Origin of the sequence: Stenotrophomonas sp. SAM-B, from assembly GCF_013387485.1 — a bacterium.
GTDB lineage: Bacteria > Pseudomonadota > Gammaproteobacteria > Xanthomonadales > Xanthomonadaceae > Stenotrophomonas > Stenotrophomonas maltophilia_AA.
In genome coordinates this window covers 15834-31582 of record NZ_JABBXB010000018.1, presented here as the reverse complement: position 1 = coordinate 31582, position 15749 = coordinate 15834, and the positions used below count along the sequence as shown (strand labels likewise).

The 15749-nt window shown below is 70.0% G+C and carries 11 protein-coding genes; 8 read left to right on the top strand and 3 right to left on the bottom strand.

Annotated features, from left to right (window positions below):
• Positions 1-3 precede the first annotated feature (3 nt).
• Both HH110_RS18780 and HH110_RS18775 read left to right on the top strand, forming a co-directional pair.
• Positions 4-2061, top strand: coding sequence for an FUSC family protein (locus HH110_RS18780; RefSeq protein WP_176991025.1), 2058 nt, complete (start codon positions 4-6; stop codon positions 2059-2061).
• Between the two features lie 85 nt (positions 2062-2146).
• Positions 2147-2542 (top strand): hypothetical protein, encoded by a 396-nt coding sequence (locus tag HH110_RS18775; RefSeq protein ID WP_088435243.1) that lies wholly within the window; start codon positions 2147-2149, stop codon positions 2540-2542.
• 14 nt (positions 2543-2556) lie between these two features.
• Here HH110_RS18775 and recD read toward each other — a convergent pair whose 3' ends face one another.
• From recD to recC, 3 genes are read right to left on the bottom strand one after another with little or no spacing between them, the layout of a single operon-like run.
• Positions 2557-4455 (bottom strand): exodeoxyribonuclease V subunit alpha, encoded by a 1899-nt coding sequence (gene recD / locus HH110_RS18770; protein WP_176991024.1) that lies wholly within the window; start codon positions 4453-4455, stop codon positions 2557-2559.
• Positions 4452-8093, bottom strand: a complete 3642-nt coding sequence (recB, locus tag HH110_RS18765; RefSeq protein ID WP_176991023.1) for an exodeoxyribonuclease V subunit beta — start codon at positions 8091-8093, stop codon at positions 4452-4454. Before recB ends, recD begins: the two co-directional genes overlap by 4 nt.
• The gene (gene recC / locus HH110_RS18760; RefSeq protein ID WP_176991022.1) at positions 8090-11437 is read right to left on the bottom strand and encodes an exodeoxyribonuclease V subunit gamma; all 3348 of its coding nucleotides are present in this window, start codon (positions 11435-11437) and stop codon (positions 8090-8092) included. The genes recB and recC overlap by 4 nt, the downstream gene beginning before the upstream one ends.
• A 144-nt stretch (positions 11438-11581) precedes the next feature.
• Between recC and HH110_RS18755 the strand changes: the two genes are divergently transcribed.
• The 6 genes from HH110_RS18755 to HH110_RS18730 all read left to right on the top strand — a co-directional run bounded on the left by HH110_RS18755 (position 11582) and on the right by HH110_RS18730 (position 15714).
• Positions 11582-12370: an ABC transporter ATP-binding protein gene (locus HH110_RS18755; RefSeq protein ID WP_176991021.1), complete on the top strand. Its 789-nt coding sequence runs from the start codon at positions 11582-11584 to the stop codon at positions 12368-12370.
• The gene (locus HH110_RS18750; protein ID WP_176991020.1) at positions 12370-13119 is read left to right on the top strand and encodes an MlaE family lipid ABC transporter permease subunit; all 750 of its coding nucleotides are present in this window, start codon (positions 12370-12372) and stop codon (positions 13117-13119) included. Before HH110_RS18755 ends, HH110_RS18750 begins: the two co-directional genes overlap by 1 nt.
• Positions 13120-13226: 107 nt before the next feature.
• Positions 13227-13754 (top strand): outer membrane lipid asymmetry maintenance protein MlaD, encoded by a 528-nt coding sequence (gene mlaD, locus HH110_RS18745; protein ID WP_019183994.1) that lies wholly within the window; start codon positions 13227-13229, stop codon positions 13752-13754.
• On the top strand, positions 13751-14413 hold the full coding sequence (locus tag HH110_RS18740) for a phospholipid-binding protein MlaC (protein WP_019183995.1): 663 nt from the start codon (positions 13751-13753) through the stop codon (positions 14411-14413). Before mlaD ends, HH110_RS18740 begins: the two co-directional genes overlap by 4 nt.
• On the top strand, positions 14403-14714 hold the full coding sequence (locus HH110_RS18735; RefSeq protein WP_176991019.1) for an STAS domain-containing protein: 312 nt from the start codon (positions 14403-14405) through the stop codon (positions 14712-14714). Before HH110_RS18740 ends, HH110_RS18735 begins: the two co-directional genes overlap by 11 nt.
• A 1-nt stretch (position 14715) precedes the next feature.
• Positions 14716-15714 carry a VacJ family lipoprotein gene (locus HH110_RS18730; protein WP_176991018.1) on the top strand — a complete coding sequence of 333 codons (999 nt, stop codon included), beginning with the start codon at positions 14716-14718 and terminating at the stop codon, positions 15712-15714.
• Positions 15715-15749: the final 35 nt, after the last annotated feature.

The window sequence follows — 15749 nt, the reverse complement described above, 5'->3', positions numbered from 1 at the left end:
GCCATGCTGCTGCTGGACAGACAGGCCTGGTTGTTCTCGGTCAAGACCTTCCTGGCCGCGATCGCGGCGCTGTACATCGGGCTGGCCGGCAACCTCTCGCGCCCGTACTGGGCGATGGCCACGGTCTACATCGTGACCCAGCCGATGCTCGGCCCGACCCGCGCCAAGGGGGCCTACCGCATCCTGGGCACGCTGATCGCCGGCGCGGCCACGCTGTGGATGCTGCCGCACCTGGTGGAAACGCCACTGCTGCTCAGCGCGGCGATGTCGCTGTGGCTGTCCGCGTGCCTGTTCATCGCCCTGCTCAACCGCGGCCCGCGCGGCTATGCCTTCCTGCTGGCCGGTTACACCACCGCCTTCATCGGTTTCCCGGCGGTGACCTCGCCGGACACCATCTTCGACACCGTCGTGGCACGCAGCGAGGAGATCATCCTCGGCACCGTGGTGGCCGTGCTGTTCGCCTCGCTGTTCTTCCCCGCCTCGGTGCGGCCGATGCTGCGCTCGCGGATCGGCAGCTGGATGGGCGATGCCGCCGACTGGTGCCGGCAGATCCTGACGCGCGGCCATGCGCACGGCCCGCGCAACCGCCTGGCCGCCGACCTGGTGCAGTTCGAAGCGCTGATCGAATTCATGCGCCGTGACGACCCGCGCCATGCCGGCGCGGCGGTTTCGATGGAGCGACTGCGCGAGCGCATGCTGCTGATGCTGCCGGTGCTCTCCTCGATCGCCGACCGGCTGGGGGCACTGCGTGCGGGGGGCCGCGCGCTGCCGCCCGGACTGGAGCCGTTGATCGCCGATCTGGCGCACTGGCTGGAGCAGCCGGGCCGATCAAGTGCCAGCGCCTACGCCACGCTGCGCGCGCGCATCGTCGCACTCAAGCCGGCAGTGGACGGCGAGCTGGATCACCTGCTGCTGGTCACCCTGCTGCTGCGCCTGGAAGAACTGGTCGACCTCTGGCAGGACTGCACCACCCTGCACGCGGCCATCGACGAAGGCACCGCGCCGAGCGATACCGCGCACTACCGCGTGCGCACCCAGCGCGTGGACCACGTACGCCACGTGGACTACGGCATGGCGCTGTTCTCCGCGGCCAGTGCCGGCGTCGCCCTGATGACCTACTGCGTGCTGTGGATCGGGCTCGGCTGGGAAGGCGGTGGCAACGGCGCGATGATGGCCGCGGTGGCCGCCGCGTTCTTCGCCGCGCAGGACGATCCCGCGCCGAGCATGCTGTCCTTCCTGCTGTGGGCCATCGTGGCCAGCCTGGTGGCCGGCGTGTACCTGTTCGGGATCTTCCCGGCGGTGCACGACTTCGGCAGCCTGGTGCTGGTCCTGGCGGTGATCTTCCTGCCGCTGGGCCTGCTGCTGCACCGGCCCAAGACCGCGCTGATCGGCCTGCCGCTGACGGTCAACCTGGTGGCGCTGCTGAACGTGCAGAACACCTACAGCGCCAACATCCAGAGCTTCATCAACTCGGCCGTGGCGATGTTCATCGGGATCGGCTTTGCGGTGGTGATGACGCGGCTGTTCCGCTCGGTGGGTGCCGAGTGGACCGCGCGCCGGCTGGTGCGCCAGGGCTGGAACACGCTGGCCGATGCGGCCGAGGGCCGCGGCCAGCAGGACCGCCAGCAGTTCGCCGCGCGCATGCTCGATCTGCTCGGCCTGCTCGCACCGCGCCTGGCGGCCACGCCGGAAGGCAGCGACATCGCCTCGGTGGACATGCTCACCGAAGCGCGGATCGGGCTGAACATCCTGCAACTGCGCCGCTCGCGGCACGGACTGCCGGCGGCCAGCGTGGCCGCGATCGACGCGATCCTGGACGAGGTGGCGGCCCATTACCGCGCGCAGGCGGCGCGTCGGCGTCCCCTGCCCGCCCCCACGGGGCTGCAGGCCCGGCTGGAGGCCTCGCTCAAGCGCGTGCAGACCGTGGAGGCCGGCAAGGCCCGCGATGAGGCCCTGATGGGCCTGATCGGACTGCGCTATGCGCTGTTCCCCGAGGCACCGGTGGCCGCAGCGCCGGCCGAGACCACCGCAGGCCCACCCGGCCTGCCCGCGCCGCGCTGAACCGGCCAGGGCGCGGGCCGGCCGGTCCGCGCCGATCAGGGCTATCCTGACGCATGCATTTGCGCATGGATCAAGGTGATTCCCGATGAGTTACGACCTGATGGTGTTCGACCCCGCCGTCGCCCCGCGCGAGGCCGAGGCCTTCCTGCAGTGGTATGACGCCCAGACCGAGTGGAACGAGACGCACGACTACGACGACCCGAAGGTGTCGGTACCGGCGCTGCAGGCGTTTTTCGCCGCGCTTGCCGAGCACTACCCGCCGATGGACGGCCCGCTGTCCGATGAGGAAGACGACCGCCCGGAAGTGACCGACTACAGCATCGGCCAGCACGTGGTCTACGCCTCGTTCGATGACGAGGTGGCCGAGAACGCGCACGGCCTGGTGCAGGTGCTGGCCAACACCCACCAGCTGGGCTTCTTCGATGTCAGCGGTGACGGCGCCATCGTGTTCCCCGATGGCACCGTGGTGATCCCGGAGTAAGACCGGACACGGGGCTAGAACAACTGCCCCTGGGCCGGCGCCGTCACGACGGCGTCGGCCAGCGTTTCCTCCACGCCGCCCTGCAGGCGTGCGGCCAGGCCCGACAGACGGCTGGCATGCCGCGCCAACGCGGCCTCCAGTACCTCCGCATTGCCGAGCACATGCAACGACTGCCGCGCGCGGGTCATGCCGGTGTAGATCAGCTCGCGCGACAGCACGCGGTTGTCGCGTCGCGGCAGCTGCAGCCAGACCTCATCGAACTCCGAGCCCTGCGCCTTGTGCACGGTCATCGCGAACGCGCTTTCATGTGCGGGCAACGCACCGGGGTGGAAGCCGCGCGGTTGGTCCGGCGTCTCGCCGGGGAACCAGGCGGTCACGCTGCCCTGTCGATCGATCAGGCAGATGCCGATGTCGCCGTTGAACAGGCGGTGCCGGTAGCTGTTCTCGGTGATCAGCAGCAGCCGGCCGTGGAAATAACCCGGCGCCATGCCCGGGCGCGGCACACCGGCCAGCAGCGCTTCGATACGGGCATTGAGTCCGCGTGCACCCTGTGGGCCTTCGCGCACGGCGGTGAGCAGGCGGATGCGGCCGGCATTGGCCAGCGCCACGCCGGGATCGGCCGCTTCACCGAGGCCACGCCAATGCCCGAGCAGCTGCTCGCGGTGGTGCTGCAGTGGATCGCTCTGGTCTTCGTGGAAGTGCACACCGGCGAGCCTGCCCATGCGTAGCAGCGCCAGTGCGGTGGCACTGTTGCCGTCGCGCACGGCATGCGCCAGCGGCGCCAGATCGAGCGCGTCGGTCTGCCGGTAGCCCCGCTGCAGCTGCACGCGCCGGCCGCCGAACCGACGTGGCGGTGCCAGCGGTTGCAGCGCATCGGGCGCGAGCAGCGCGCGCAGGGCCTGCGCGTCATCGGCCTGGGTGCCCAGGCCATCGCCACTGGCGCGCAGGACCGCACTGAGCACATCACCGGCTTCCACCGAGGGCAGCTGATCGGGATCGCCGAGCAGCACCAGCCGGCTGCCGTCGGCGACCGCCTCGACCAGCTTGGTCATCAGCGGCAGGTCGATCATCGAGGCCTCGTCCACCACCACCACGTCATACGGCAGCGGGTTGTCGGCGTGATGGCGGAAGCGCGGCGAATCGGGGATGACCCCGAGCAGGCGATGCAGGGTGGTGCCCGTGCTCGGCATCGCATCGCACAGGGCCGGCGCGATGCCGACCAGGCGCAGCCGCTGCACGGCCAGGCGCAGGCTCTCGGCCATGCGCTCGGCGGCGCGGCCGGTGGGCGCGGCCAGCGCGACCCGTGGCAGTGCCTGGTCGGCCTGCACCGCCTGTGCGGCCAGCAGCACCAGCAGCCGCGCGATGGTGGTGGTCTTGCCGGTACCGGGGCCACCGGTCACCAGCACCAGCGGATGGCGCAGCGCGACGGCGGCGGCACGCGCCTGGTGATCGATGCCGTCGCGCGCCTGCGGGAACAGCTGGCCGAACAGCGTGGCCAGGGTGCCGGGATCGGCCTCGGCCAGCGGATGCGTGGCGATGCGCTGCAGGCCAACGGCGAGGCGGCGCTCGTACTCGCGGTAACGGCGCAGATAGAGCAGCCCGTTCTCCAGTACCAGCGGCGCATCCCCGGCGACCACGTCATCCGTCTCCGGCACATCCACCCACGGCGAGGCGCGCAGCTGCGCCAGCCACACGTCGGGCGCAGGCCACTCGATCTCGGCGTCGATCAGCCGCTGCGGTTGGTGCGGGTCCAGGCCGGCGTGCCCTTCCGAGACCGCCAGCGATGCCAGTGCGGCACCCAGCAGCACTGCATCGGGCGTGTCCGGGCGCAACCGGCGCAGGCTCTGCGCCAGCGCGTGGTCGATGGTACGCAAGGCGCTGTTGCCACGGTACAGCGTGGTGAGCAGGCTCATGCCTCCCCCCGTGCGCGCGCGGCCATGCGGGCCTGGGCGTGTTCGCCACCGGCGAACAGCGCATCCAGTGCATCGACCAGGGCCGGATCGAAGCGGTGTGCGTACAGGCCGGGACTGTCTTCGCGGCGGGCATCCAGGCCACGGCAGAACAGGTAGCGGATGCCGCCCATATCGCGCGTGTAGTCGTACTGCGCGCCCAGCCGGAAGCGCAACCAGCGATGCAGCGCCACGGTGTAGATCAGCGCCTGCAGATCGTATTCGCTGTGCTGCATCGCACTGGCCAGCCGCGCCGCGTCGTAGCCGGGCAGGCGGTTGGATTTGTAGTCGAGCACGTACCAGCGGTCCGCGCGCACGTAGGTGAGATCGATCTTGCCGGTCATCAGGCCCTCCAGCCGCCGCCGCGTGCCGAAGCCATGGCGGTCGCGGACCAGCCCGTGCGCGTGCAGCAGGGTCAACAATGCCGGCACCGCGGTCGGCTGCATCGCGAAGTGGAACTCGATTTCGGCGCGGCGTGCCTCGGCCGGCAGGTCGTGCAGTGCGCCGCCTTCCGGCAGGGGCACGGTCAGGGTCTGGCCGACCAGCGCGGTCAACAGGGTCACGCCATCGTCCAGGTCTTCCTCGGCATAGCCTTCCGCGCGCAGCGAAGCACGCAGGATCTCGGCTTCCTCGCCGGGTGCCGACTGCCCAACCTGCCAGCCGCCCCACTGCGCGAAGTCGGTGTTTTCCAGCGCATCGTGCAGCACGTTGCCGAAGCGGCTGCCCATGAAGCGCGGGTCGATCTCTTCCAGGGGCACGGCCGGTTGTTCCGTCTCCAGCGTGAGGTCCACGCCGGCCGGTTCGTCGGCGGCGGGGGCCGGTACTTCGGTCGCGGCCGCATCGGTGTCATGGCCCGCGTCGGCATGCGCCAGTTGGGTGAAGCTGTACACCCACCAGTCGTGCGGCACGCGGCGGGTCAGCGCGCGTACCGGTGGCAGTTCGCCCTCGCGCTCGAACGCGAGCTGCGCCGGGCGGGGTTCCACCGGGCCCTCGATCACGGCGATGTCCGGATGCGCACGCAGCGCCTCCAGGTCCGACAGCATCGGCGCCAGGCGGGTTCTGGCCAGCCCGGCGAGATCGCCGGCGGCGATCCACAGCGCGTGCTCGGCACGGGTCAGCCCGACGTAGAGCAGGCGCGCGTCTTCGGCTTCCTGTTCCTGCGCGCTGCGCGTGCTGGCCGCACTCCAGCTGTCGTCCTTGTCCAGCTTCCAATGCAGCTCACGGCGGCCGTTGGCGTACACCGTGCAGTTGGCCTCGGTGTTGGGCGCGCCGCCGCCGATGCCGACGAACGGCAGGAACACCAGTGGATACTCCAGCCCCTTGCTCTTGTGCAGGGTGATGATCTGCACGCGGCGCGCATCCGATTCCAGGCGCAGCAGCTGCTGCTCGTCGTCCTGGTCGGCATGCGCCATCTGCACCTGCAGCCAGTCGAGCAGGCCATGCATGCCCAGGGTCTGCCCGGCCGCCTGCTGCAGCAGTTCGCCCAGCTGCAGGTAGTTGGTCAGGCGGCGCTCGCCATCCAGCAGACCGAGCAGGCGCTCGGCATGTTCGGCGCAGAGATCGGCAATCACCGCGAACGGACCGCCGCGCTGCCAGCGCTCGCGCCATTCCAGCAACCGCACCTGGAACGAGCGCTGTGCATCGCCTTCGCGTTCCAGCGCGTCGATCGCCTCGGCATCTTCGCCGAGCAGCACGGTCGACAGCGCGGCGCGCAGGCGCCCTTCGTCGGCCGGCTGCAGCAGGGCCAGCAACAACAGGCGCAGGTCGTGTGCTTCGGGCGTGGCATACAGGCTCTGCTTGCCCGCGGCGACCGCAGGAATTCCCACCGCGCCGAGCGCCTGCTGGATGCGCGTGGCTTCCTTGTGCGAGCGCACCAGCACCGCGATGTCGCCGGGTTGCACGGGCGCACCGCGCAGCAGCGCGCGCCCTTCGCGGGCCTCGCTGAGGATCTGGTGGATCGCGGCGACGCAAGCGTCGCTGGCCTGCTGCCGGGAAGGATCGGCCTTGAGGTCGCCGCCCTCGGTGTTGTGCAGCACGCGCACGGTCAGGCCGGGCGCGGGTATCCCGTCGCGCAGGAAATCCGCATCCACCCGGGTGCTGCCGGGATGCACCGGCTCGAAGGCGATGTCGGCCTCGAGGAAGGCACGTTCACCGGCATTGGCGTACAGCGCTTCGATCGCGTGCAGCACCGCCGGACGCGAGCGGAAGTTGCGGTCCAGCGCGGGCGCCGCGTCGGCCTGGCGCTTGGCCTTCAGGTAGGTATGGATGTCGCCGCCGCGGAAGCCGTAGATCGCCTGCTTGGGATCGCCGATCAGGAACAGCGCCGGGGCCAAGCCGGCCTCGCGGGTCTCCTCCGAATCGCCGAACACGCGCTGGAAGATGCCCCACTGACGGTCGTCGGTGTCCTGGAACTCGTCCACCAGCGCGATCGCATACTGCGCACGCAGCTGCTGCACCAGGGTCGCCCGGTGCGGGCCCTCCAGTGCATCGGCGACACCGTCGATCAGGTCATCGTAGGTCTGCACGCGGCCGATCCGCTTGAGCTCGGCCAGGCGCGCACGCGCTTCGTCGCGCAGGTCATGCAGGAACGCGGTGGCCTGCTGACGCAGCCACTGCTCACGCGCGTCGGCGGCATGCCACCAGCACTGCAGCGCATCGAACAGCGGCGAGACCGGGCACTGTCCCTCCATGCCGTCCTTGCAGAAGGCCAGCAGCTGCACCGGCAGCAGCTTGCCCAGGTGGCTCTTGTCGCCGCGCGGCCAGTGCTGCGCGCTGCGGCCGGCAAACAGCTCGCCGAAGGCCTTGTCGAAACTCGGCCGTTTGGCTCGGCGGCCGTCGAAGACCTTGCGATCGAAGGCGGTGGCGATCTGTGCCTGCGCGTCCTCGGCGTACGCCTCGATCGCGTCGGCCAGGGCCGCAGCGGCGAGCCGCAGCTGCGGCGCCGGGTCGTCGACGCTGTGGGTGGGGCGCGGCGGCAGCAACGGCAAGGGCTTGATCAGCGTGGAGAGATCGCCGGCCAGCGCCTCGGGAGACGACCACAGCCAGGTCAGCGCATCGACCGTGGCCGGGTCGTTGGCATGCACGCGCCAGAGGTCGGCGGCGAGTTCCTCGTGCAGCTCCCGCTCGCTGGGCAGCAGGGTCGGCGGATCGAAGGTATGTCCGCTCTCCAGGGCATGCTCACGCAGCACGCGGGTGCAGAAGCCATGGATGGTGAAAATCGAGGCGAGGTCGATTTCATCGGCCGCGGTCTGCAGCCGGCGCGCCAGCGCAGCCGGGGTTTCTTCACCGAGCGCGAGCTGGCGTTGCAGGATCACCCGGGTCAAGGCGACCTCCGGGCTGTCCTGTTCGCTCGGCACGCGCTCCACCAGCTGTGCGGCCAGCGCCAGGCGCTCGCGGATGCGCTTGCGCAGTTCCTGCGTCGCGGCATCGGTGAAGGTGACGGCCAGGATCTGGCCGATGCGCCAGCCTTTCTCCACCACCAGCCGGGTGAACAGCGTGGCCAGGGTAAAGGTCTTGCCGGTCCCCGCGCTGGCCTCGATCAGGCGCACGCCGTCCAGCGGCAGCGCCAGGTAGGGATCGTCGAGCAGGTCGTGGTCGATCATCGCAGGGCTCCTTCCTCGTCGAAGCCCGGGAACACCCGGCCTTCGCGCACCGCGGTGAACACCACGAAGCTGTTGTGCAGCAGTTGTCGGTAACTGTCCGCGCTGGCGAAGGGATCATGGCCGCGCAGCGCCAGCTGGTAGCCGGCGCCGGTGGATTCGCCCCAGCTGCGGTCGCTGCCATGCCACTTGGCGCGGCCCTCGGCCTCGCGCTTGGCCTCGGAGGCGGTGTACAGCACCCAGCCGGTGGACGGGCCATATAACAGCGGCGCGCGCAGGCCTTCACCGCGCAGTTGCAGCAGGCGGCGCAGGACCTGGCGCGCGCGCTCGGTGTCCAGCGGCGGCAGCGTGTGCGGGCCCAGCCCGTCATCGCCCGCCTCGTGGAACTGGACCAGCGAGCGTGCATCGCCGGCCGCGTTGGCCAGCAGCCAGTCCAGGCCCTGGCGGATCGCGGCACGGCCGTTGAGCGGGCCCGGGCGCAGGCGCACCAGGCCGTGCGGATGCAGGCCGTCGACCCGGCCGTGCAGGCGCACGCCATCGATCTCCACCTCGTAGCGGCGACTGTCGGCCGCGGTACCGGCCTGCCACTGGGCCAGGGCCTGCGCGTACGGCTCGGTCTGCGCCTGCAGCAGCGCGAACTGGCGCTCGCCCAGCGCACCGGAGGGCAGCAGCGCACGCGCGCGCAACCGGGGGTAGAGCTGCGCGGCATCCTCGTCGAGGGTGGCCTCTATCACCGCCTGCTGGAGCAGCGCGGTGTCGCTGCCGCGTGTGGCCATTACCAGCGGCTCGACGTCTTCGGCGTTGTCCACGTCGTCGGGCAGGCGCAGGCCGAGCCGTTGCGAGAGGAACTGGCTGGCCGGATCGGTGAGGAAGCGACGCAGTGCGTCCACGCTCAGGTCGGCCGCACCGCTGCCGCTCTCCATCGGCGGCAGGGGCCGCGCGAACCACGGCGCCAGCGCGCGGCGTGCACCGCCGAGCGAGCCGGCGGCCGGGTGCCACTGCTGGCGGTAGCTGAAGCGGCGCGGTTCTTCTCCGCCACCGAACGCGGCTGGCGCGAACGGCTGCAGCGAATGCCGCACCGTCATCTGCCTGGCGGCCGCGGGCGGATCCAGGTGGTAGTCGGCCGCCGCATCGATCAGCTCGCTGACCAGTACCGAGGGCTCGCGCACGCTGCCATCGCGCGGGTCGGCACCCAGATAGCTCAGGTAGAACACGTCCTGCGCCGAGGCGAACAACTGCAGGAACAGGAAGCGGTCATCCTCGCGCAGCGAGCGGTCGCCGTGCCGACGCTTGTCGGTGCCCAGCTCGGCGGTAAGCTGGTTGAGCCCGGCCGCCGGGTCGCGGCGCGGGAAATCACCGTCGTTCAGGCCGAGCACGCAGATCACCCGGAACGGCAGCAGCCGCATCGGCACCATCCGGCCAAAGCTGACGCCGCCGGTGAGCAGCGGTGCACGCGTATCGGCCTGGGCGAGGACGCCGGCGAAATGCGCACGCAGCACCTCCGGCGGCACCTCGCCCTCGAAGCCGGCGGTGTCGGCGTCGCGGGCGAATTCGTTGATCAGTTTGCGCAGGCGCTCCAGTGCGCGCTGGCTGTTGGCGGCCTGCGGCGGCTCGGGCAGCAGCGCATCGAGCAGGGCCAGCAGGCGCTGTCGCCACTGCCCGGGCGACATCGCCTCGCCGAGTACTTTCTGGTAACCCGCCAGCAGGCGGAGCAGGCGGAGCAGGCGGTCCAGCGCGTCCAGCGCACTGCCTTCCAGCTCCGGCCACGGCGCGACCCCGGCGATATCGCCGTCGCTGCCGCTGGCATGCCCGAGCAGCAGGCGATCGAGCGCGAACTGCCAGGTAAAAGCATCGTCGACCGGCGCCTGGTGCTGCCCGCGATGGGTGGCATCCAGCCCCCAGCGCGCGCCGGCGGCCCGCAGCCAATCGTGCAGGCGGTCGAACGCTGCGGCATCGAGACCGGCCGCCTCGGCCAGCGGCGCGCTGGCGAGCAGGTCGAGCACTTCGTTCAGGCCGAAGCGCGACACCGGGAGCCCGAGCAGATGCACGAACACATCGGCCAGCGGCTCGCCGGCCAGCGGGCTGGTGTCGGCCAGCGCATACGGAATGTGCTCGTCGCCCCCGCTGCGTCCGCCGAACACCGCTTCCAGGTACGGCACGTAGGGATCGATGTCCGGCGCCAGCACCGCGATGTCGCGTGCCTGCAGTGGCGGATCGAAGCGCGGGTCCTGGAGCAGGCCGCGCAGCTGGTCGTGCAGCACCTGCAGTTCGCGCAGGCGGGTGTGGCAGGCATGCACCTGCAGGCTGGGATCGTCATGGCGCAGCCCGTCGCGCAGCGCTCCGGCCGGCTGCCCGCGACGGTGGAACAGGTCGCGCTGCAGGCGGTGCAGCAGGCTGTCGGACAAGCCACCGTCGTCCATGTCCGGACGCGCATCGTCTTCGGGATCATCGTAGGCGGCGATCTCGCCGGAGGGGTGCACGACCTCGTAGCTGCCCAGCACCGCCATGAAGTCGCGACCGGCCGCGCCCCAGGCCTGCAGCAGGCGGTTCTCGCCCGCCGCCTCGCCGAATGGGTCGGGCGCGCCGCTGCGCAGCTTCTCGCCCAGGGTCTGCAGATCGCCCCAGTAGGCCTGGGTCGGCGTAGGCAGATAGAAGTGCATCGTGCCGACCCGCGCCTGGGTCGCCATCACCCGCAGCACGTCCGGGGAGATGTTGAGCGTGGCGAAGGCGAACACACGCGCCGGCAGGCCCTGCGGCAGCGGCTGCCCGGCGCCCTCGAAGCGGGCCAGATAGGCATCGATGCGGCGCGCACGGTACTGCTCGCCACCGGCAATGCGCCGCCACAGGATCGCCTGCGGGTCGTTCGGTGCCGCGCCGGCCTCCCAGCGCAGCAGCCAATCGCGGCGCCAGGCCTGGTACTTCTCGAACACCGAGGCCAGCTCGGCGGCCAGCGCCCACGGCTTGAGCGGGTCGGCCGCGGAAAGATACGCCTGCAGGGCCGCCATCGGCGGCTGCGCCATCAAGGCCGGGTCGCGCAGGGCGGCGTACAACCGCCAGCGCAGGCCCTCGGCATTGAGATCGTCATGTTCACCGGGCACGTTGGCGTTGAGGGCACGGGCGACCAGCTCACCGGGGGTGAGGAACTCAAGATTGGCGGCAATGCCATACTCGGCCGCCAGGGTCGACTGCAGCCAGCGGCGCATCGCGACCTGCGGGATCAGCACCACCTCCGGCACCAGGATCGATTGGCCCGGCACCGGCGTGCGCAGCGTCGTGGCCAGCAGGGCGGCCAGCACATCGAGCGAGTTGGAGTGGTACAGGCGGAAGTCTGAAGCAGCGTCGGTCATCGCAGGAGTGTGCCGCAGCCCGCGCACGAACGCAGCGCCGGCGCTGCCCTCACCTGCCCGTGCGACAATACTGCACGGTGCAGTTCGGTTATGTTCAGCCGTTCACCACGATCTTACAACGTTGGAATTTTGTTAATGGCGCTCATGACGGTTTCCGAAGAGAGTCTGGTGCAGTTGTCCAACGTCCGCATCGACCGCGGCGGACGCACGATCCTGCGCGACGTTTCGCTGACCGTTCCGCGCGGCAGCATCACCGCGGTGCTCGGCCCGTCGGGCAGTGGCAAGTCCACCCTGCTGGCCGCACTGACCGGTGAGCTGCGTCCGGCCGCCGGTGACATCACCCTGTTCGGCCAGCCCATCCCGACCGGCGCACGCGCGCTGTTGGAGATGCGCAAGAGCGTGGGCGTGCTGCTGCAGGGCAATGGCCTGCTGACCGATCTGACCGTGGCCGAGAACGTGGCCCTGCCGCTGCGCACCCACACCCGCCTGCCCAAGCCCGTATTGCGCCGCCTGGTGCAGATGAAACTGCATGCGGTCGGCCTGCTGGCCGCTGCCGACGCCTGGCCGCGCGAGCTGTCCGGCGGCATGGCGCGCCGTGTGGCCCTGGCCCGCGCGCTGGCACTGGACCCGCCGCTGATGATCTACGACGAGCCGCTGACCGGGCTGGATCCGATCGCGTCAGGCGTGATCATGAGCCTGATCCAGCGCCTCAACCACAGCCTGGGGCTGACCAGCATCATCGTCAGCCACCACGTGCACGAGACCCTGCCGATCTGCGACCAGGTGATCGCGATCGCCAACGGCGGCATCGTGTTCCAGGGCAGCCCGGCCGCGCTCGAATCCAGCCAGGACCCGCTGCTGCGGCAGTTCCTGCATGGTGAGCCGGACGGCCCGATCCCGTTCGATGCCGCACCGCGTGCGAGGGTTGCCTGATGCCGTTCGTTGACGCCACCCGCTCGCTCGGTCGCGCCGGCCTGTTCTCGGTGACGGTGCTGCGCGGCTCGCTGCCGACCGCCGATTTCCTGGCCGAGCTGACCCGCGAGATCTACAAGATCGGCGCACGTTCGCTGCCGATCATCGCCGTGGGCGGTGCCTTCGTGGGCCTGGTGCTGACCCTGCAGGGCTACCGCACCTTGACCACCTTCGGCGCCGCCGATGCCTTGTCGACCCTGCTAGGCCTGTCGCTGTACCGCGAACTGGCGCCGGTGCTGACCGCGCTGCTGTTCATCGGCCGCGCCGGCAGTTCGATCGCCGCCGAACTGGGCCTGATGCGCGCCACCGACCAGATCAAGGCCCTGGAGCTGATGGCGATCGACCCGGTCGCCAAGGTCGTCGCACCGCGCTTCTGGGCGGCGGTGCTGACCGTGCCGCTGCTGACCGGCATCTTCTGTTCGCTGGCGATCAGTGCCAGCTACTTCGAGGCCGTGCACGTGCTCGGCCTGGACAATGGCGTGTTCTGGTCGGCGCTGAGCAACAGCGTGGACTTCTGGGATGACTTCGGCGTGGCGATGCTGAAGTCGGCGATCTTCGGCGGCACGGCGGCCCTGGTCGCGTCCTATGTCGGCTTCCATGCCGAGCCCACCATCGAAGGCACCTCGGTCGCCACCACGCGTGCGGTGGTCAACGCCTCGCTGCTGGTGCTGGTCTTCAACTTCGTGCTGTCCGCCATGATGTTCCAGTAGGTACCGACCGTTGGTCGGTACGCCTCTTCGGTGCGCTTCTTCGGTACGCAAAGACTTCCCGCCCGGACACCTGTCCAGGCACCTGACAAAGAACAGTGAGATATCCCATGGCCATCCGCGGTCCCAGACTCGAATTTTCCGTCGGCGCCTTCCTGCTGCTGGCGCTGGCCTCGCTGCTGGTGCTGGCCGTGGCCTCCACCAACCAACGGTGGGGCACCGGCGGCAGCGGCTACGAACTCAAGGCGCGCTTCACCCAGATCGGCCAGCTGCGCAAGCAGGCGCCGGTCAAGATCGGCGGCGTGACCATCGGCCAGGTCTCGGGCATCGAACTGGATCCCCAGAAGTTCGACTCGATCGTGACCCTCAAGCTCGACGGCAAGTTCAAGGACCTGCCCGCCGACACCTCGGCCGGCATCTTCACCAGTGGTTTGCTCGGCGAGAGCTATATCGGACTGCAGCCGGGCGGAGATCCGGACGTACTCAAGTCCGGCGACGAGATCGTCTTCACCCAGCCGGCGGTGGACCTGCTCCAGCTGGTCGGCAAGTACATGTTCAGCGGTCCGGCCAATACCGGTGGCGCTGACTCCCACGATGGCAACGGCGCGCCCGCGCCTGCAACGGAACCGCAACCATGAAAAAGACCCTGATCCCGGCGCTGCTGGCCTCGGCCCTGCTCGCCGCCACGCCCTCGCTCTCCTTCGCCCAGGCCGCCCCTGCCGCCGCTGCCGCCCAGCAGGGCCAGGCCAGCAAGGCCGTGATGGACGCCAGCACCCGCATCCTGACCTCGCTGCAGCAGCGCCGCACCGAGTTCCGGGCCAACCCGGCCGTGCTGCGTGACTTCATCAACAGCGAGCTCAACAAGACCTTCGACCGTGACTACGCCGCCCGCCTGGTGCTGGGCGTGCATGGCCGCGGCGCCTCCGATGCCGACGTCAAGCTGTTCGCCGATGCCATGGCCGACAACCTGATGCAGCGCTACGGTTCGGCCCTGCTCGAGATCCAGGGCAAGCCGACCTTCCGCCTGAAGAGCGAGTCGCCGCTGCCGGGCAACCGCGGCGTGCGCGTGTCCACCGAGCTGATCCGGGCCGGCAACGAGCCGACCCCGGTCGACTACCTGATGCGCAACGTCAACGGCCAGTGGAAGATCTTCGATGTGATGATCGAAGGCATCTCCTACGTGCAGACCTTCAAGACCCAGTTCGACGCCCCGCTGCGCCAGAAGTCGATCCAGCAGGTGGCCACCGAGCTGCGCAACGGCAGCATGCAGGCCGGGCAGGCCCCGCGTGGCAAGTAACAGCGCCAGCGTGCAGCGCAACGGCACCTCGCTGGTCTTCAGCGGGCTGCTCGACCGCGCGGCGGTGACGGCCCTGTGGCCCTCGCTGACCGCGCTGGACGGCGTGCAGCAGTTGGATCTGGCGGCAGTGAGCCGGCTCGACAGCGCCGGTCTGGCGCTGCTGGCCGAGCTGGCCGCACGCCTGCGCGCAAACGGGACAACGCCGACGATCGTCGGCAGCCCGGACGGTTTCACCGACCTCAGTGCCGCCTACCGGCTGGCACCCTCCCTGGATTTCCATGCCCTTTCTGCGGCGAGCTGACATGAACGTCATACGCACCCTCCCCCTCCTTGTGCTGGCGCTGGCCCTGAGCGCCTGTGCCGGCAAGCCCGCACGCGACAGCGCACCGGTCAGCGTCGAGGTCGCCCCTGCGGCGGCACCGGCTGCCGATGTGGCCGACACCGATGCGGTATCGGCCGAGGCCGTCGCCGACACGGCCGCCCAGGCAACGCAGGCCAGCACCGATCCGGCCGCCGCGCCGGTCACCGGCGGCACTGCGCCGACCAATGCCGAGGACGACTTTGCCGCCCTGTATGGTGGCCCGGCCCCGACCGCGGACGGCACCGAGCCCACCGGCGCGCCGTACGATCCTTGGGAACCGTTCAACCGCAGGGTGCACAGCTTCAACAACGTGGTCGACCGTGCGGTCGCACGGCCGCTGGCGGTGGCCTATACCAACGTCGTCCCGCGCTTCGCACGGACCGGCGTGAGCAACTTCTTCAGCAACCTGCGCGCACCGGTGACGATCACCAACCAGCTGCTGCAGGGGCGTCCGGATGATGCCTGGGACAGCCTGGGCCGCTTCCTGATGAACTCCACGCTGGGTATCGGCGGTCTGTTCGATCCGGCCAGCAAGGCCATGGTGCCGCGCCGCAAGGAAGACTTCGGCCAGACCCTGGGCACCTGGGGCTGGCGCCGTTCGCGGTACGTTGAACTGCCGTTCTTCGGCCCGCGTACCGTGCGCGATGTGTTCGGCCTGGCCGGCGACATGCCGCTCTCGCCGATCCGCACGATCGAAGAGGACAAGATCCGCATCGGCCTGCAGGGCCTGCAGCTGGTGGACATGCGTTCGCAGCTGCTGGCCGTGGACGACATGCGCGACAACGCGGTGGACGAGTATTCGCTGGTCCGCGATGCGTGGCTGCAGCGCCGCAACTACCAGATCGAGAACGACCTGCGCGGCAAGCATGCGCGCGGCAAGGACGATCCGGACGCGCCGATCCCGGTCGATGCGATGCCGATGCCGAACTGGGGTAATTGATCGGAGTACCGACCAACGGTCGGTACCTACCGAGG

Bases quoted from the DNA above. Each gene is read 5' to 3' on its own strand.
- HH110_RS18780 (WP_176991025.1), top strand. From the start codon at position 4: ATGCTGCTGCTGGACAGACAGGCCTGGTTGTTCTCGGTCAAGACCTTC.
- HH110_RS18775 (WP_088435243.1), top strand. From the start codon at position 2,147: ATGAGTTACGACCTGATGGTGTTCGACCCCGCCGTCGCCCCGCGCGAG.
- recD (WP_176991024.1), bottom strand. From the start codon at position 4,455: ATGAGCCTGCTCACCACGCTGTACCGTGGCAACAGCGCCTTGCGTACC.
- recB (WP_176991023.1), bottom strand. From the start codon at position 8,093: ATGATCGACCACGACCTGCTCGACGATCCCTACCTGGCGCTGCCGCTG.
- recC (WP_176991022.1), bottom strand. From the start codon at position 11,437: ATGACCGACGCTGCTTCAGACTTCCGCCTGTACCACTCCAACTCGCTC.
- HH110_RS18755 (WP_176991021.1), top strand. From the start codon at position 11,582: ATGACGGTTTCCGAAGAGAGTCTGGTGCAGTTGTCCAACGTCCGCATC.
- HH110_RS18750 (WP_176991020.1), top strand. From the start codon at position 12,370: ATGCCGTTCGTTGACGCCACCCGCTCGCTCGGTCGCGCCGGCCTGTTC.
- mlaD (WP_019183994.1), top strand. From the start codon at position 13,227: ATGGCCATCCGCGGTCCCAGACTCGAATTTTCCGTCGGCGCCTTCCTG.
- HH110_RS18740 (WP_019183995.1), top strand. From the start codon at position 13,751: ATGAAAAAGACCCTGATCCCGGCGCTGCTGGCCTCGGCCCTGCTCGCC.
- HH110_RS18730 (WP_176991018.1), top strand. From the start codon at position 14,716: ATGAACGTCATACGCACCCTCCCCCTCCTTGTGCTGGCGCTGGCCCTG.